The organism is uncultured Roseobacter sp., from assembly GCF_947499265.1.
Taxonomy (GTDB): Bacteria; Pseudomonadota; Alphaproteobacteria; order Rhodobacterales; family Rhodobacteraceae; genus Roseobacter.
The window spans coordinates 643,269-658,802 of the sequence record NZ_CANMNK010000001.1 but is presented as its reverse complement, the minus strand read 5'-3'; the positions used below and the strand labels follow the sequence as shown (position 1 = coordinate 658,802).

Annotated in this window: 15 protein-coding genes; 7 read left to right on the top strand and 8 right to left on the bottom strand. The window is 59.1% G+C overall.

Going from position 1 to position 15,534, the window contains the following annotated elements; genetic code table 11:
- Positions 1-111: 111 nt before the first annotated feature.
- From mtgA to Q1A63_RS03175, 4 genes are all read left to right on the top strand, one after another.
- The gene (gene mtgA, locus Q1A63_RS03190; RefSeq protein WP_298969211.1) at positions 112-792 is read left to right on the top strand and encodes a monofunctional biosynthetic peptidoglycan transglycosylase; all 681 of its coding nucleotides are present in this window, start codon (positions 112-114) and stop codon (positions 790-792) included.
- A gap of 55 nt (positions 793-847) precedes the next feature.
- On the top strand, positions 848-1,513 hold the full coding sequence (locus tag Q1A63_RS03185) for a glutathione S-transferase family protein (protein ID WP_298969209.1): 666 nt from the start codon (positions 848-850) through the stop codon (positions 1,511-1,513).
- A 60-nt stretch (positions 1,514-1,573) separates the two neighbouring features.
- Complete coding sequence (gene queG, locus Q1A63_RS03180; protein ID WP_298969581.1) at positions 1,574-2,614, top strand: tRNA epoxyqueuosine(34) reductase QueG; 1,041 nt, start codon at positions 1,574-1,576, stop codon at positions 2,612-2,614.
- A gap of 64 nt (positions 2,615-2,678) precedes the next feature.
- Positions 2,679-4,685, top strand: coding sequence for a hydantoinase/oxoprolinase family protein (locus Q1A63_RS03175; RefSeq protein WP_298969207.1), 2,007 nt, complete (start codon positions 2,679-2,681; stop codon positions 4,683-4,685).
- A gap of 18 nt (positions 4,686-4,703) precedes the next feature.
- Here the strand turns inward: Q1A63_RS03175 and Q1A63_RS03170 are convergent, their stop codons facing one another.
- The 3 genes from Q1A63_RS03170 to msrB all read right to left on the bottom strand — a co-directional run bounded on the left by Q1A63_RS03170 (position 4,704) and on the right by msrB (position 7,854).
- Positions 4,704-6,725, bottom strand: a complete 2,022-nt coding sequence (locus tag Q1A63_RS03170; RefSeq protein ID WP_298969580.1) for a methyl-accepting chemotaxis protein — start codon at positions 6,723-6,725, stop codon at positions 4,704-4,706.
- Between the two features lie 161 nt (positions 6,726-6,886).
- A complete protein-coding gene (gene msrA, locus Q1A63_RS03165) occupies positions 6,887-7,408 on the bottom strand; it encodes a peptide-methionine (S)-S-oxide reductase MsrA (RefSeq protein ID WP_298969206.1) in 522 nt (173 codons plus the stop codon).
- On the bottom strand, positions 7,405-7,854 hold the full coding sequence (gene msrB / locus Q1A63_RS03160; RefSeq protein ID WP_298969204.1) for a peptide-methionine (R)-S-oxide reductase MsrB: 450 nt from the start codon (positions 7,852-7,854) through the stop codon (positions 7,405-7,407). Before msrB ends, msrA begins: the two co-directional genes overlap by 4 nt.
- Before the next feature lie 136 nt (positions 7,855-7,990).
- Between msrB and Q1A63_RS03155 the strand changes: the two genes are divergently transcribed.
- Positions 7,991-8,512: a glutathione peroxidase gene (locus Q1A63_RS03155; protein WP_298969203.1), complete on the top strand. Its 522-nt coding sequence runs from the start codon at positions 7,991-7,993 to the stop codon at positions 8,510-8,512.
- A 25-nt stretch (positions 8,513-8,537) separates the two neighbouring features.
- Here Q1A63_RS03155 and Q1A63_RS03150 read toward each other — a convergent pair whose 3' ends face one another.
- Both Q1A63_RS03150 and Q1A63_RS03145 read right to left on the bottom strand, forming a co-directional pair.
- Complete coding sequence (locus Q1A63_RS03150) at positions 8,538-9,521, bottom strand: GlxA family transcriptional regulator (protein WP_298969202.1); 984 nt, start codon at positions 9,519-9,521, stop codon at positions 8,538-8,540.
- A gap of 79 nt (positions 9,522-9,600) precedes the next feature.
- On the bottom strand, positions 9,601-10,470 hold the full coding sequence (locus tag Q1A63_RS03145; RefSeq protein ID WP_298969201.1) for a DMT family transporter: 870 nt from the start codon (positions 10,468-10,470) through the stop codon (positions 9,601-9,603).
- Positions 10,471-10,658: 188 nt separating this feature from the next.
- Here Q1A63_RS03145 and Q1A63_RS03140 point away from each other — a divergent pair, with 188 nt between their 5' ends.
- A complete protein-coding gene (locus tag Q1A63_RS03140; protein ID WP_298969199.1) occupies positions 10,659-11,252 on the top strand; it encodes an ATP-dependent Clp protease proteolytic subunit in 594 nt (197 codons plus the stop codon).
- Between the two features lie 121 nt (positions 11,253-11,373).
- Here the strand turns inward: Q1A63_RS03140 and Q1A63_RS03135 are convergent, their stop codons facing one another.
- The 3 genes from Q1A63_RS03135 to ade form a co-directional block, all read right to left on the bottom strand.
- Positions 11,374-11,661 carry an HU family DNA-binding protein gene (locus Q1A63_RS03135; RefSeq protein WP_298969197.1) on the bottom strand — a complete coding sequence of 96 codons (288 nt, stop codon included), beginning with the start codon at positions 11,659-11,661 and terminating at the stop codon, positions 11,374-11,376.
- Positions 11,662-11,801: 140 nt separating this feature from the next.
- Positions 11,802-13,265, bottom strand: a complete 1,464-nt coding sequence (locus tag Q1A63_RS03130; RefSeq protein WP_298969195.1) for an AMP nucleosidase — start codon at positions 13,263-13,265, stop codon at positions 11,802-11,804.
- Positions 13,262-15,064: an adenine deaminase gene (ade, locus tag Q1A63_RS03125; protein WP_298969194.1), complete on the bottom strand. Its 1,803-nt coding sequence runs from the start codon at positions 15,062-15,064 to the stop codon at positions 13,262-13,264. The genes Q1A63_RS03130 and ade overlap by 4 nt, the downstream gene beginning before the upstream one ends.
- 50 nt (positions 15,065-15,114) lie before the next feature.
- Here ade and Q1A63_RS03120 point away from each other — a divergent pair, with 50 nt between their 5' ends.
- Positions 15,115-15,534, top strand: coding sequence for a glyoxalase (locus Q1A63_RS03120; RefSeq protein ID WP_298969192.1), 420 nt, complete (start codon positions 15,115-15,117; stop codon positions 15,532-15,534).

Genomic DNA, 15,534 nt, shown 5'->3' with positions numbered 1-15,534 from the left:
ACCTGGCCCATACCATCTATTGCGGTTCACAAGTCTTGATTGCCGGCCTATAGCTGGCCCATGGCAACGCGCAGCAAAAAGAAGGCCAGGAGGTCTCGAAAATCTTCGCCAATGTGGCAGGCACCTCTGAAACGGGCGATGCGATACCTGTTTCGTGGCCTTCTGGCTCTTGCATTGATTGTCTTGGCCCTGATTGGCTTGGGCAGCGTGTTGAACCCGCCCACAACGCCTTACATGCTTTCCGAATCCCAGCGGCTGGGCGGTGTCTCTCAGGAATGGGTGGGCCTGTCCGATGTGACGCCAACCATGGCGCGCGCTGTTGTGGCAGCAGAAGATGCGAATTTTTGCCAGCATTGGGGATTTGATCTGCCAGCGATCAAGAAAGCCATCGCGGATGGCGGCAATCGCGGCGCCTCTACGATCAGCCAGCAAACCGTGAAAAATGTCTACCTCTGGCACGGGCGAAATTACACCCGCAAGGCGCTTGAGGCGCTTCTCACCCCTGTGTTGGAAGCGATCTGGTCCAAGGAACGGATTGTCGAGGTCTACCTGAATGTCGCCGAATTCGACGAGGGCGTGTTTGGCGTGAAGGCGGCCGCGCGGCATTATTTCGGCGTCGCGCCAGATCAGTTATCCGATGTTCAGGCGGCGCGACTTGCAGCGATCCTGCCGGATCCAAAGGGCCGCTCCGCCAGCCGCCCCTCAGATTTTGTACGTAAAAGAACGCGTTCAATCCTGTCCGGAGCAGCGACAATCGGCAAAGATGGCCGATCCGCCTGTTTCGAGAGTTGAATCCGCAGGCCGTTGCGGGCATTGAATAACGATCACCATCTAACCGGAATTTCCCATGGCGCGCCTGTTTCATGTCCCTTTGTCCCCATTCTGTCGCAAGGTTCGCCTGAGCCTCGCGGAAAAGAAGGTGGAGGTTGAACTGGTTGAGGAACGGTATTGGGAAGAGGATGCAGATTTCCTGCGCCGCAATCCGGCGGCCAAAGTACCCGTTTTGCGGCTGGACGGCATCATGATGGCCGAGAGCAGCGCGATTTGTGAATACATCGAAGAAACGCGTCCCGAGCCCGCGTTGATGCCCAAGGACCCGGTGGCACGGCTGGAAGTGCGCCGTCTGGTGAACTGGTTCGATGACAAGTTTCACCACGAGGTGACCTCCAAACTGCTCTACGAACGGGTCAACAAGAAGGTGATGGGCAAAGGCTACCCCGACAGCGGCAACGTCAAAGCCGGTGCGAAGGCGATCAAGTATCATCTCGACTACATGACATGGCTGCTTGATCACCGGCGTTGGCTGGCTGGCGATGTGATGACGCTAGCGGATTTCGCTGCGGCATCGCACTTGAGCGCGTTGGACTATATCTCCGATGTGGATTGGAACCGTTCCGAGGTCGTCAAGGATTGGTACGCTAAGATCAAATCCCGTCCGGCGTTTCGGTCCATTTTGGCGGATCAGGTGCCAGGATTTCCGCCGCCAAAACACTACAATGACCTCGATTTTTGATCGAATGGTTCGCTGTGCTGCGCCCGGAATGTTGTTGGGCGCGTTCGGTCAAAGGCAATGATGCGCGATCTGAAAGAGCGTCTGATTAAAGAAGCCGATACCATCGGTTTCGTGGCGTGCCGGATTTGTCGCCCCGACGCTGTGCCGGAGATGCCCAAGCGATTGGCGGCATTCGTGGACGCCGGGTTTCACGGGCAGATGACCTGGATGGCTGATCGCATGGCCTGGCGTGGCAATCCCGCGGCGCTCTGGCCGGAGGCGCGTTCCGTCATCATGTTGGCAGAGAGCTATACCCCAAAACAGGATCCGCTGGCCATTCTGGCGCATCCTGAACGCGGGGCGATTTCGGTCTATGCGCAGGGACGAGATTATCATGATGTGGTCAAAAAGCGTCTGAAACGATTGGCGCGTTGGGTGATCGCCGAAGCGGGGGATGCCGCCGAGGTGAAGGTCTTTGTCGACACCGCGCCGGTGCCCGAGAAAGCCCTCGGTGCAGCATCCGGATTGGGGTGGCAAGGCAAGCATACCAACCTTGTAAGTCGGAACTGGGGCAATTGGGTCTTTCTCGGCGCGATATTCACAACACTGGAGTTGCCAAACGATCCAGCCGAGATCGATCACTGCGGGTCGTGTCGGGCGTGCCTGGATGTATGCCCCACAGATGCCTTTCCGGCACCTTATCAACTGGATGCACGGAAGTGCATTTCTTACCTGACGATTGAGCACAGCGGCCCGGTGCCTGAAAACCTGCGTAAACCTATGGGAAATCGCATCTACGGGTGCGATGACTGCCTGGCCGTTTGCCCCTGGAACAAATTCGCAGTCGCGGCGCGGGATGTCCGGCTTCATGCGCGCGACGATCTCAAGACCCCTGCCTTGGCCGACCTTGCCCAGCTGGACGATGCAGCCTTTCGCGCACTGTTTTCTGGCTCCCCGATCAAGCGGATCGGGCGGGATCGTTTTGTGCGCAACGTGCTTTACGCCATCGGGAATTCAGGTCTGCCCGAATTGCGGAGCACCGCGGCGGACCTTGCTGGGGATCCGGATGCCGCGGTTGCAGATGCCGCCACATGGGCGGTGGCGCAACTGGACACACAATGACGCAAAAAGACTGGCAAATTCGGCAGACACGCCTACACCCCGGAACGCGATAGGAGGACGCGTCATGGCAATATTGCTGGGGGTCGACACGGGTGGCACATATACGGATGCGGTGCTGGTCAGAGATGAGAAGACCGTCATCGCCTCGGCCAAGGCGCTGACCACGAAAGACGATCTTGCTATTGGCGTGGGCGAGGCTGTCGGTGCCGTCCTGAAAGCGTCGAAAATACCCGCTGCCGATGTGTCCATGGCGTCTTTGTCCACCACTCTGGCGACGAATGCGCTTGTCGAGGGACAGGGTGGTCGCGTGGCATTGATCTACATCGGGTTTCGCGAGCGTGACCTGGCGGCGCATGGGCTGAGCGATGCGCTGAACGGCGACCCCTGTCTTGTCTGTGCCGGAGGGCATGATCATGCGGGCGCTGAGGTCGTCGCGTTGGATGAGGCGGCAATCACCGCGTTTTTGCTTCATCACAAAAACGATGTCAGTGGGTTTGCTGTCGCTGCGCAATTTGCCACCCGGAATCCGGCACATGAATTGCGTGCGGCTGAACTGGTGGCGGAGATCACCGACAGGCCGGTTTCCGCATCGCATCAGCTGTCTGCCCGGTTGAATGGGCCAAAACGCGCGATGACCGCCGTTTTGAATGCGCGGCTCATCGGCATGATTGACCGGCTGATTGGTCGTGCGGAGCAGGTCCTGAAAGACCTGGAAATCACAGCACCGATGATGGTGGTGCGCGGAGATGGCGCGTTGATCTCCGCGGATCAGGCGCGCGCGCGGCCCATTGAGACAATCCTGAGCGGTCCCGCGGCCTCGATCGTTGGCGCAAGTTGGCTGACCGGGGCGGATCGCGCATTGGTTAGTGATATTGGCGGGACGACGACGGATATTGCGCTGCTCAAAGATGGAAAGCCTTCGATTGATCCAGCGGGCGCGCGTGTCGGTCCCTACCGCACGATGGTTGAGGCCGTCGCCATGCGCACCAGCGGGCTGGGCGGCGACAGCGAAGTTCATGTCGTCACTGACGGTCTCAGCGGTGGCCTGAACCTTGGTCCGCGCCGGGTTTTGCCGATCTCACTGCTTGCGACACAAGCCCCCGACATCGTGCATGCTACCCTTGACCAACAAATGCGGGCTTCCGTACCGGGAGAGCACGATGCGCGCTTTGTGCAGGTGGTCGCGGGTGGCAGTCACGAAGGTCTTGGCGCGCGCGAAATGGCCCTGCTGCAACGGATCGGGACTGGCGTTCGTCCGCTGGCAGACGTGCAGCGGGCCAGAATAGAACAGGGTGCTCTGCAGCGTCTGGTGGCGCGTGGGTTGATCCAGATGTCGGGGGTCACCCCCTCTGATGCCAGCCATGTTCTGGGAAAGACCGCTGTTTGGGATCAGGCTGCCGCTGAAAAAGCACTGGGCCTGCTTGCGCGGAAGCGGACGGGTTCAGGAAATGTGCTGGCCGTTGATGCAAGATCAATGGCCGAGATGGTTGTCAATCAACTCACGCAGCAGACGGTATTGGCATTGCTGGAAGCTGCCTTCGCGGAGGAGGTTGAGCCATTTGCATCTGAACCGCAGGAGTTGGCGCGTCATGAATTGATGCAACGCGGATTATCCGCGGGTGCCGATCTGGTTCGTTTGAATACAGGTTTAAACGTGCCTGTGGTGGGTTTGGGTGCGTCGGCGGGGAGTTATTACCCCGCTGCCGGGGCAGTCCTTGGCACGGAAATGATTTTGCCGCGCCACGCTGATGTGGCCAATGCCATCGGCGCAGTAGTGGGCCGTGTGACAATGCGTCGGACCGGCACAATAACATCACCCAGCGAAGGAAAGTTCCGTGTGCATCTGGAGACCGGGCCACAGGATCTGACCACCCAGGATGCAGCGATGCAACTGCTGGAAAACACGTTAAGGAACGAGGCGCGTGATCATGCGCTTGCCGCAGGTGCCGCTGATATCCAGTTTAGCGTCACAAAAGATATACGCACCGCTGGTGTAGAAGCGCGCAGTGTTTTTGTCGAAGCCGTTCTGACGGTCGAGGCCGCGGGTCGGCCGCGCGTGGCTTCTGGCTAGCGCCGGTGCATCAAGTGCTCAGGAGGCCAGTTTTTGGTGATCCATTGCGTATTCTTTTTCGCCCGGAAGAATTTTGAAAGATGATGTGATTTGCCCCAACGACATCACTTCGTTTGCCAGCAATTGTGTTGCGGCATTTGTTTCTTCGAACATCGCCGCATTCTTTTGCGTGACATCGTCCAGATTGCTGATGGAGGTGGTGATTTCTTCCAGGCCGCTTGATTGTTCCTTTGCGGCGGATGCTATGTCGCCCACCATTTTGGCGACGTCAGAGACAAAACCATCGATTTCGGAGAGCGCTTCGCCGGTTTTGGACACAAGCGCGACACCTTCTTCAACCTGGTTTGCTGATGTGGCGATCAGGCTTGCAATCTGCGTTGCCGCCTCGGACGAGCGTTGCGCCAGGGCGCGCACTTCTGAGGCCACCACCGCAAACCCCCGCCCGGCTTCGCCTGCCCGCGCGGCCTCCACTCCTGCGTTTAGCGCGAGGAGATTTGTCTGGAAAGCGATGTCGTCAATGACGGTTGTGATGTTCGAGATTTCGGATGAGCTATTCGAGATCGCATCCATGGCACTGCGCGCCTCGCTCATCACACCCGAGCCTGCGGTAGCGCGGGATTTGGTTTTATCGACCAATGTCCGAGTGTTCTCCGCAATTTCCGCCGTCGATTTCACGGATGCGGCCATTTCGGTGATGGCAGCCGATGATTCCTCCAATGCGGCGGCCTGATCCTCGGTGCGACGGCTCAGCTCTTTGGAAGCGTTTGTGATCTCTTGCGTGCCGGATCTGATCTCGTCGTTGCTGCGCAATACGCTTTGAATCGTCTCCTTGAGACGCGATTGCGTGCGGTTGAAATCCTGGCGCAGTTCTTCGTAATCATCGGAGAATTCTTCGGTAATCCCCGCACTGAGATCCCCCTCTGAAAGTCGTGATAGCGCATTTTGCAACGCGGCAATCGCCGATTTGCGGTTTGAGATATTCTGCGCGTATTTCACGATCTTATAGGGCTTTCCGTCAGGCCCCAAGATCGGGTTATACGACGCCACCAGCCAGGCCTCAGAGCCATCTTTGCATTTGCGCTTGATTTCGCCGGCAATGATTTCGCCGCCTGCCAGACGATCCCAGAACGTCGCGTATTCATCGCCGTCGACCTGATCATCCGGCATAAAAATGTTGTGATGTTTGCCCTTGATTTCATCCAATGTGTAACCGACCGTATTCAGAAACAGTTCGTTCGCGGTCATGATTTCGCCACTTGGCGTGAATTCGATACAGGCCTGCACCCGGCTGATTGCATCCACCATTTCGTTCGACCGACGACGATCAGAAACGTCAAAGGCAAGTTCGACAATGCCGGTTTGTATCCCGTCGGCGTCAAGGATCGGCGCATAGCCGCATTGCAGCCATTTTTGCTGGCCATCTTTGGTGTGACGTTCGAACCGACCGGAGACGAACTTACCGCCGGAGACATCAGCCCAGAATTCCGCACTCTCATCCGTTTTTGCATGGATAGGATTCAGCAAGATCTGATGTTTTTGCCCCACCAGTTCGGCCTCGGAATACCCCAGTGTGTCCAGAAACTGCTGGTTCGCTTCGACAATTGTGCCGTCAAGATCGTAGACGACCTTCCCTTGAACGCGGGTGAATGCCTCCATCTGGCTGACCATTCGTTCGGTTTCCGGTGACGAGGTCGCCCTGCTGTCCGTTACGTCTCTCGCGATTTTAACGATTTTTACGAGATCACCCTGCGCGTCCGCGATCGGCAGGTAGGTGGCCGCCAGCCAGACTTCTTTGCCGCTTTTGGCAGTATGTCGCACCGCTTCTGCATGCACTTCTCCCCGTGCCAGGCTCGCCGCAATCGTCGTGTGATCCTGATGTGACGGGTCATCCTGGTCGAGAAACATCGCCTCACGTTGGCCGATGACCTCGTCTTTCGCATATCCCATGAGATCACAGAAAACCGGGTTGGCATCGTTGATCAAGCCGTCTGGGTCAAGCCACAGCATTGCGTGGCTTGTCTCCAGTGCACTCAAGAGCATCCTTGATTCGTTGGTTTCTTCTTGTTTGCGGGTTTTGAGTCCGAAGAATGATGCCATGGGAGCCTCCTGATTCACGTGTCAGAAGGTGTAGGACAAGTAGGCTTAAGAACCTCTTTACAGGTCCCGCTGCCCGCCCTTTTTTGACCGAGTAATCGCCCGGACTATTCGGCCGCCTGGGTGCCCTGTTCACGTTTGGGCAGCACCCAATCGGCGCGCGGGAAGTGGCAGGTATAACCGTTTGGAATGCGCTCAAGGTAGTCCTGATGTTCCGGCTCTGCCTCCCAGAAGGCTCCTACAGGCTCAACCTCGGTGACAACCTTACCCGGCCAAAGCCCGGAAGCCTCCACATCCGCAATGGTTTCCAGCGCCATCTGATGCTGCGCCTCGTCGACATAATAGATGGCAGACCGATAGCTGAGGCCGATGTCATTGCCCTGACGGTTCGGTGTCGTCGGATCATGGATCTGAAAAAAGAGCGCCAGAAGGTCACGATAGCTGACAACCTCCGGGTCGAAGATGATCTCGATCCCCTCGGCATGGGTGCCGTGGTTGCGATAGGTCGCATTCGGCACATCGCCACCGGTGTAGCCGACCCGCGTCGAAATCACGCCTGCGCGCTTGCGGATCAGATCCTGCATGCCCCAGAAACATCCCCCTGCCAGAACTGCACGTTGATGGCTCATGCCACGTCCTCCACTTGATCGATGTAATCGCCGTATCCTTCGGCCGCCATGTCGTCACGATGTACGAACCGCAAAGAGGCGGAGTTGATGCAGTAGCGCAGCCCCCCACGGTCACGCGGGCCATCGGGAAACACGTGGCCCAAATGGCTGTCGCCATGGGTTGAGCGGACCTCGGTGCGGATCATGCCCATGGTCGCATCGCGCAATTCTGTGACATGGGCGGGCTCAATGGGTTTGGTAAAACTGGGCCAGCCACAGCCACTTTCGTATTTATCCGCAGAGGCGAAGAGCGGCTCGCCCGATACGATATCCACATAGATGCCTGGCTCCTTATTGTTCAGCAACGGGCCGGTGCCGGGGCGTTCTGTCCCGTTTTGCTGGGTGACGCGATATTCCTCCAGCGACAGCTTCGATATCGCCGCGTCGGTTTTCTCATATTTGGGCATGAGACACTCCTTTTGTCCTTTGCCTAGTAAATGGGTCAAAAGCGGCTGAATTAAAGGGGAAACTCATTCGTGCACACAGACGTGTCTTGGCCGACAGACGCCCTATATGTGTAAACGTAAGGATGAGGAGCATTCGATGACACGTCTTTTTGCACTACTCATAGGCCTGATATTCGGCACAACTGCGGTGGCTGGCATCTCGGCGCACAGCTTTGCATCGATTGACGGCGGCACGCTGAACACGTCCGACTGGACGGGCCAGCCTGTGCTGGTGGTCAATACCGCGTCGCAATGCGGCTTTACCGGCCAATACGAAGGATTGCAGGCGCTCTATGATACCTACCGCGATCAGGGGTTGGTGGTGCTGGCGGTCCCATCTGACGATTTCAACCAGGAACTTGGCAGCGCCGCAGAAGTGAAAGAGTTCTGCGAGATGACCTTTGGCCTGGACCTGCCCATGACGGATGTCACGCGGGTCAAAGGGTCTGATGCCCACCCGTTTTACCGCGAGGTGGCGGATGAAACCGGATTTACGCCGCGCTGGAATTTCAACAAGGTGCTGGTCGGACCGGATGGCGTGATTGTCGCGACCTGGGGATCGGCCACAAAGCCGCAATCGCCAAAGATCACCAGCGCAATTGAGGGCCTGCTGAACTAGGCGCATCTGGGCCATCCAGCCCGCTTTAGATCCCGCCGCGCCACACCAGTTTGCTGCTACCGCCCTCAAGACCGGGGCTGATCCCATAGGCGGCGCGGTAGCTTTTGGAAAAATGCGAAAGCGATTTAAAGCCGCAGGCGATACAGACGTCTGTGACGGAAAAATCCGTTTGCCGTAAAAGATCGCGCGCCTTTTCCAGCCGCAGGCGCAGGTAATGACGCTTCGGCGATATGCCGACATATTTGGCAAACAGACGCTCCAACTGCCGCGTCGACAGACCGATCACCTGCGATATCTCATCCGGGGTCAGCGGGTCCTCGATGTTGTTGTCCATGATCTGCATGGCCATGGCGAGCTTACCGTTGCGCACCTGCGTCCGCGCCTGCAGTGTCATGCGCTGCGCGTGATCCGGCAGGCGCGGATCGGTGTAGACCATCTGATCGGCCACCCATTTCGCAAGATCAGCGCCATAGTCCGCCCTGATCCGCTCCAGCATCATGTCCATGGATGCCGCCCCGCCCGCAGTTGTGAAGACCCGCCCGTCGATGGTGAAAATCGCATCTTCCATGATGACGTCGGGCAGCACTTCGGTGAGTGCCGCGCGGTATTCCCAATGGGTTGTCACCCGTTTGCCGGATAACAACCCAGCCAGCGCCAGAATATAGGTGCCCGAGGACAGCGCCCCGAAATCCATCCCACGGCGCACCTCGCGGCGCAGCCAGTTCAGCAATGCCTTGCTGACCCCGTTGCTGACGTCTTCGCCCGCGCAAATCACGATGGTTTCATGGCGGTCAAGCTCATCCAACGGCCCATCGACATTTGTGGTCATGCCGTTATAGGCAGCCACGGGCTCTCCGGTCTCGCTCAACAACCGCCAGCGATAGTAGGTTTTGCCGGAGGGATGCCGGTTGGCGAGGCTAAGGGCTTCCAGCGCGCAGGCGAACCCCAGTTGCGAATATCCCGGCACCAGCACAAATGCGTATGGTTTTGGAGCGTCCTGAAGGGTCATGTTTCATGGGTCCGAGACTGGCCGCCGGGCGGGCTGAAAAATACACTACCCAAATTCTCTTGCGCGTGAAGAGAAGAAATCAGCCCTTGGACTGCCGGGAGAGCTGGACGGCCAGAATGCCAAGCGTGATGATGGCAACACCCAAAACGTCGCGCGCCCCAAGGCTCTCGCCCAGAAGCAAAGCGGCAATGGCCACCCCGAAGAAGGGGTTGAGAAAATGAAAGGTGGCGGCGCGGGTGGCGCCGATGCGGTTAACCAGCCAGAACCAAACAAAGGTTGCCGCCAGCCCCGGCACAAGGGTGGTATAGGCAAAGGCCGCAGCCAGAGGCCAGCTTGGCGTAAATGCGGGGGTTTCAAAGAGTGCTGTGGCGATGGCCAGCGCGATGCAGCCCACCAGCATCTGCAATCCGACAATCATCAGATAGTTACCGCCGGAAGTGGCACCCCGGACCGATAGTGTCGCAATCGTCAGCGCAATGACACCAATGCCGCAAAGCATCAGACCAAAGAGATCGACACCCCCGGTGATCCGCGCGCCCATGATCAGCCCCACGCCGATCACACCGGCAACCAGGCCTGCGATGCTGAGCGGCTTCAGGCCCTCTTGCAGAAAAACCCAGCCCGCGAGCGCGACAAGCAGCGGCATGGTGGAGGCGATGATGGCAGCGACGGAGGCTTCGATTGTCTGCATCGCCACAAAATTCAGGCCCAGGTAGACCGCATTTTGCAGCACGCCGAAAATGATGGTGGCGCGCCATTGCGCGCGCGTCAGATGCCACGTCTGGCCCAGCATCCGCGCAATCGCCACACCCAGCAGCCCGGAAATCAGGTAGCGCAGGGTCAGCGCCGCCAAGGGTGTGGCATCGGCCACGATGATCCGCGCGGAGGTAAAGGCAGAAGACCACATCAGAGCAAAGGCCAGCCCGGCAAGTATCGCGCGTATGTCCATGGGGTGCCTTTCGTGCCTGCCTGCGCGGCGGACCATTTCCCAAATCCTCGGTAAGGGCAAGGCGCAGATCCAGGCAAGCGGATGCGCCATGTCGCCCCCCCAGCGCAAAGCAATATCACGCGGTCGATGGACAATCCCGCAGAGCTGGCTAGACTTCCCGCATAGGTTTAATTTTGCGGAGAACTGCCATGTCCGAAAAGATGCTCGACGACACAAGTCAGGAGCCTGAAAAGCCCGGTGACGGGCGCATTGAGGCGCTGTTTTTCAAAAGCCGCAATGTGATCATCACCGGTGAGATCACCGACAAGCTGGCGCAGCGCACGGTAACCCATCTGCTGGCGTTGGCCGAGGAAAGCGACGATCCGATCAACGTCTATATCTCGTCGCCAGGCGGGCATGTGGAAAGCGGTGATATGGTGCATGACGTCATCAAATTCATCCGCCCCACCGTTCGGACCATCGGGTCGGGTTGGGTGGCCAGTGCGGGTGCGCTCATCTTTGTCGGGGCCGCAGCGGAGAATCGTTATTGTCTGCCCAACACGCGGTTTCTGCTGCATCAACCGCGTGGCGGCATCGGTGGGCAGGCCACCGACATGATGATCCAGGCGGAGCAAATCCGCATCATGACGGAACGCTTTTATTCGCTTTTCGCAGCGGCCACCGGCCAGACACGCGAAAAGATCGAAGCCGACATCCGTCGCGATTTCTGGCTGACGACACAGGAAGCGCTGGATTATGGTCTGGTCGGGCGGGTGGTTTCGTCGATAAACGAGCTGTCCTGACAAAACGCTGCGGGGTCGGGCGGGGCATTTGCCCAGATGCCCGGTCCTTGGAAACCCCGGCTCAGCGCACAAAAAAGGGTCGCCCGAAGGCGACCCTGACGTAGTCTCACATGACCGGCAATTAGCCGTTCACGCTGTCCTTGAGCGCTTTGGCGATGGTCATTTTGACCACCTTGTCCGCGTCTTTTTTGAATTGCTCGCCAGTGGCAGGGTTCCGCACCATGCGCTCCGGGCGTTCGCGGCAGTAGATTTTGCCAACGCCGGGCAGGGTGACAGCACCACCGCCGGAAACTTCACGTGTGATCAGGTTGCAGACCGCTTCCAGCGCCGCACCTGCAGACTTCTTGTCACCACCCATTTCATCGGCCAGTGCCGCGACGAGTTGTGTCTTTGTCATTGGTTTTGCCATGTTCTTATTCTCCTTCGCTGCCCGAACAGTAGGGCCTCATAACCGAAATCTACCCGGATGTTGTGTATGAACACAACGATTAGTAGAGCAATGCAAGGAAAAACATGCAAAATTAACCTATTTTATTGGGTTTTCCGGTCTCAAAGGAAGGCTGTCTCCTCAAAGGAGCGTAATTTCCGACTGTGGATGCGCTCCAGCGGCATTGTGCGCAGATGTTCCATCGCGTGAATTCCGATCATCAAATGCCGCGCGACCTGTGTTTTGTAGAAGTCAGAGGCCATGCCCGGGAGCTTCAATTCGCCGTGCAAAGGCTTGTCGGAGACGCAGAGCAGCGTGCCGTAGGGGACGCGGAACCGGTAGCCATTGGCGGCAATCGTGGCGCTTTCCATATCCAGTGCGACGGCGCGGGATTGGCTGAGCCGCTGCACCGGGCCGGACTGGTCGCGAAGCTCCCAGTTGCGGTCGTCGTGGGTGGCAACCGTGCCCGTGCGCATGATGCGTTTCAACTCGTAGCCTTCCAGGTTGGTCACCTGCGCCACGGCCTGCTCCAGCGCGATCTGAATTTCCGCCAGCGCCGGGATCGGCACCCAAACGGGCAGGTCATCGTCCAGCACGTGATCTTCGCGCAGGTAGGCATGGGCGAGCACGAAGTCCCCCAGCGCCTGAGAATTCCGCAATCCCGCACAATGCCCAACCATCAGCCAGGCATGTGGGCGCAGCACGGCAATGTGGTCCGTCGCGGTTTTGGCGTTGGAGGGCCCGACGCCGATGTTCACCAGCGTAATACCAGACCCATCCTCGCGTTTCAGATGGTAGGTTGGCATCTGCGGCGTCTTGACCGGGGCGGCCAGCGGCTCATCCCCGGCGGTGATCGTGGCGTTGTCAGTCGAGACAAAAGCGGTGTAGCCCGATTGCGGGTCATCCAGTTGCGCGCGGGCGTAGCTTTCAAACTCGGCCACATAGAACTGGTAGTTGGTGAAAAGCACGTGGTTCTGGAAATGCGCCGCGTCCGTTGCGGTGTAATGCGACAGCCGTGCCAGAGAATAATCCACCCGTTGCGCGGTGAAGGGGGCCAGCGGCCCGATACCATCTGGCGACACATAGGTGCCATTCACGATGTCATCGTTCGTGGTGGTCAGGTCCGGCACGTCAAAGACATCGCGCAGGGTGAAATCCGCCGCCCCTTCTTGCGGGACGGTCATGCTGGCATCATGGGCCACGGCGAAATGGACCGGCATCGGGGTGGCAGAGGCGCCAATACTGACCGGTTGGCCGTGGTTTTCGATGAGCAGTCCGATCTGCTGGGTCAGGTAGCTGCGGAAAAGATCGGGCCGGGTGATCGTGGCGCGGAAACTGCCCGGCGCGGAGACATGGCCAAAGCTGAGGCGGGTGTCGACCTGCGCATAGCTGGAGGTCTTGAACAACACTTCGGGATAAAACGCCCGGATCCGCGCGGCGGGTGCACCGTCTGACATCGCCTTCATGAAATGGCTGCACAGAAACTCGGTGGCCTGGGTATAGAGCGCCTCCAATCGCGCCACGGCGGCTTTGGCATCGAGGAATTCTTCGGCCGCTGGGGCATCGGGGGTCAGGATATCGGTCATGAGAGGGGTTCCACCACGGGAATGAATTCAAAGCTGCGAACATCGACCAATCCGAGGTCGGAGATGCGCAGCTCGGGGATGACGACGAGCGCCAGCAGCGAGTGCTGCATAAAGGCATTGTTTAGGGTGCAGCCACAGGCGCGCATGGCCACCATCATCTGGTCGGCTTTGGCTGCGACCTCTGCCGCAGGGCGATCAGACATCAACCCTGCGATGGGCAGCTCCACCAGCGCCAGCTCGGCACCGTCCTTGAAGATCACGATGCCGCCGCCGACTGCGCCGAGCCGGTTCGCGGCCATTGCCATATGATCGGCATCGGTCCCCACGACGATCATATGGTGGCTGTCATGAGCCACGGTGGAGGCCATGGCCATCGGCCCGTCATAGCCGAAGCCGGACACAAAGGCGTTGGTGACCTTCCCGGTGGCGCGATGGCGTTCGACCAGCGCGATCTGGCAAACCTCGCCCGTGGCCTGCACGCGGCCTTCGGTGACCGGCAGTTCGAACTGCAGCGCTTTGGTAGGCGCTTGGTTTTCCACCACGCCGATGACATTGGCGCGCACGGCATTGGCCCCCGTAGGCGCCGCAATAGCGAAATCATCCGCAGCGAGGGTCTTGCCCAAATGCACAGTCTGTCGCGCCGCGGAGGGCCAGTCGTAGTGTGGGCACTCCACGAGACAGGTGCCGTTCTCCGCGACGATTTGGCCGCGGGCGATCACGGTCTCGATGGGTAGGGTTTTCAGGTCGGATGTCAGGATCACGTCGCCCCGCCTGCCGGGCGTCAGCGAACCAATCTCGCGTTCCAGCCCGAAATGCGTGGCCGTGTTGATCGTGGCCATCTGCAGTGCCACCAGCGGGTCGCAGCCGCAGTCGATGGCGTGGCGCACCACGCGGTTCATATGCCCGTCATTCACCAACGTGCCGGAGTGGCTGTCATCTGTGCAGAGGATCATGTTGCGCGGATCGAGGCCCTTTTCGGTGATCGCGGTAATCTGGCTTTCCACGTCATACCAGGCCGAACCCAGCCGGATCATCGACCGCATCCCCTGCCGCATCCGCGCGATGGCATCGGCCTCGCAGGTGCCTTCATGATCGTCTGCCGGACCGCCCGCCACATAGCCCGCAAAGGCAGGCCCCAGATCGGGCGAGGCATAGTGCCCCCCCACCGTTTTGCCCGCGTTTTGCGTTGCGGCCATCTCGGCCAGCATCTTGGGGTCGGCGTTCGACACACCAGGGAAATTCATCATCTCCCCCAATCCGATAATCCCCGGCCATTGCATCGCCTCGGCGACATCTTCAGCCGTGATTTCAAACCCTGTCGTCTCCATCCCCGGCGCCGACGGCGCGCAGGAGGGCATCTGCGTGAAAATGTTCACCGGCTGCATCAACGCCTCATCATGCATCATGCGCACGCCGTCGAGGCCCAGCACATTGGCAATCTCATGTGGGTCGGTGAACATGCTGGTCGTGCCATGGGGGATCACCGCACGGGCGAATTCCGCCGGGGTCAGCATGCCGGATTCAATATGCATATGCCCGTCGCACAGACCGGGGATCATGTAGCGGCCGTCGGCCTCGATCACCTGCGTTTCAGGACCCAGGCAATGAGAGGCATCGGGCACCACGCAGGCAATGCGCCCGGCGACAATCGCGATATCATGATCGGGCAGGATTTCGCGGGTATGGACATTGATCCATTTGCCTGCGCGAATGACGGTATCGGCTGGGCTGCGTCCCGTGGCGACGGCGACCAACTGAGCTGCGGATGAGGGCCATGAAGGGAAAGATGCATGCGTCATGTCCCTAGGTGCCATGGGTTTTGGGGATGTTCAAGCGGGGAGCGCAACGGATGGACTATGAAACGGTCTCGGCGGATGATTTCGGCAAAAGCCTGCGCGGCATCGGGCTGAACCTGTTGGTGCGGGATGTGCGGGCAACCTGCGCGTTTCTGGAGGCGGTCTTTGCAGTGGGCGTGCACCGGTTGAGCGATGATTTTGCGATCATCACCTATGGCGCAGAGGTGTTTCAACTGCACAGCGACGGCACCTATGCCGAAAACCCGCTCCTGGGTCTGGTGCCGGAAAACCCGCCGCGCGGGGCGGGGATCGAAATCCGCCTCTATGACACCGATCCAGAAGTGGCGGTCGCCCGGGCCGAAGCGCTGGGTGCCATGATCCTGCAACCGCCCACCGACAAACCACACGGCCTGCGCGAGGCTTATATCCTGTGCAACGATGGCTATGCGTGGGTGCCGAGCCGTCCGCTTTGA

Excerpts from the sequence above, each read along its gene's own strand:
- Q1A63_RS03155 (WP_298969203.1), top strand. The coding sequence starts at position 7,991 with ATGACACGTCTTTTTGCACTACTCATAGGCCTGATATTCGGCACAACT.
- msrB (WP_298969204.1), bottom strand. The coding sequence starts at position 7,854 with ATGCCCAAATATGAGAAAACCGACGCGGCGATATCGAAGCTGTCGCTG.
- ade (WP_298969194.1), bottom strand. The coding sequence starts at position 15,064 with ATGACGCATGCATCTTTCCCTTCATGGCCCTCATCCGCAGCTCAGTTG.
- Q1A63_RS03130 (WP_298969195.1), bottom strand. The coding sequence starts at position 13,265 with ATGACCGATATCCTGACCCCCGATGCCCCAGCGGCCGAAGAATTCCTC.
- Q1A63_RS03150 (WP_298969202.1), bottom strand. The coding sequence starts at position 9,521 with ATGACCCTTCAGGACGCTCCAAAACCATACGCATTTGTGCTGGTGCCG.
- Q1A63_RS03135 (WP_298969197.1), bottom strand. The coding sequence starts at position 11,661 with ATGGCAAAACCAATGACAAAGACACAACTCGTCGCGGCACTGGCCGAT.
- Q1A63_RS03145 (WP_298969201.1), bottom strand. The coding sequence starts at position 10,470 with ATGGACATACGCGCGATACTTGCCGGGCTGGCCTTTGCTCTGATGTGG.
- mtgA (WP_298969211.1), top strand. The coding sequence starts at position 112 with ATGTGGCAGGCACCTCTGAAACGGGCGATGCGATACCTGTTTCGTGGC.
- Q1A63_RS03140 (WP_298969199.1), top strand. The coding sequence starts at position 10,659 with ATGTCCGAAAAGATGCTCGACGACACAAGTCAGGAGCCTGAAAAGCCC.
- Q1A63_RS03185 (WP_298969209.1), top strand. The coding sequence starts at position 848 with ATGGCGCGCCTGTTTCATGTCCCTTTGTCCCCATTCTGTCGCAAGGTT.
- msrA (WP_298969206.1), bottom strand. The coding sequence starts at position 7,408 with ATGAGCCATCAACGTGCAGTTCTGGCAGGGGGATGTTTCTGGGGCATG.
- Q1A63_RS03120 (WP_298969192.1), top strand. The coding sequence starts at position 15,115 with ATGGACTATGAAACGGTCTCGGCGGATGATTTCGGCAAAAGCCTGCGC.
- queG (WP_298969581.1), top strand. The coding sequence starts at position 1,574 with ATGCGCGATCTGAAAGAGCGTCTGATTAAAGAAGCCGATACCATCGGT.
- Q1A63_RS03175 (WP_298969207.1), top strand. The coding sequence starts at position 2,679 with ATGGCAATATTGCTGGGGGTCGACACGGGTGGCACATATACGGATGCG.
- Q1A63_RS03170 (WP_298969580.1), bottom strand. The coding sequence starts at position 6,725 with ATGCTCTTGAGTGCACTGGAGACAAGCCACGCAATGCTGTGGCTTGAC.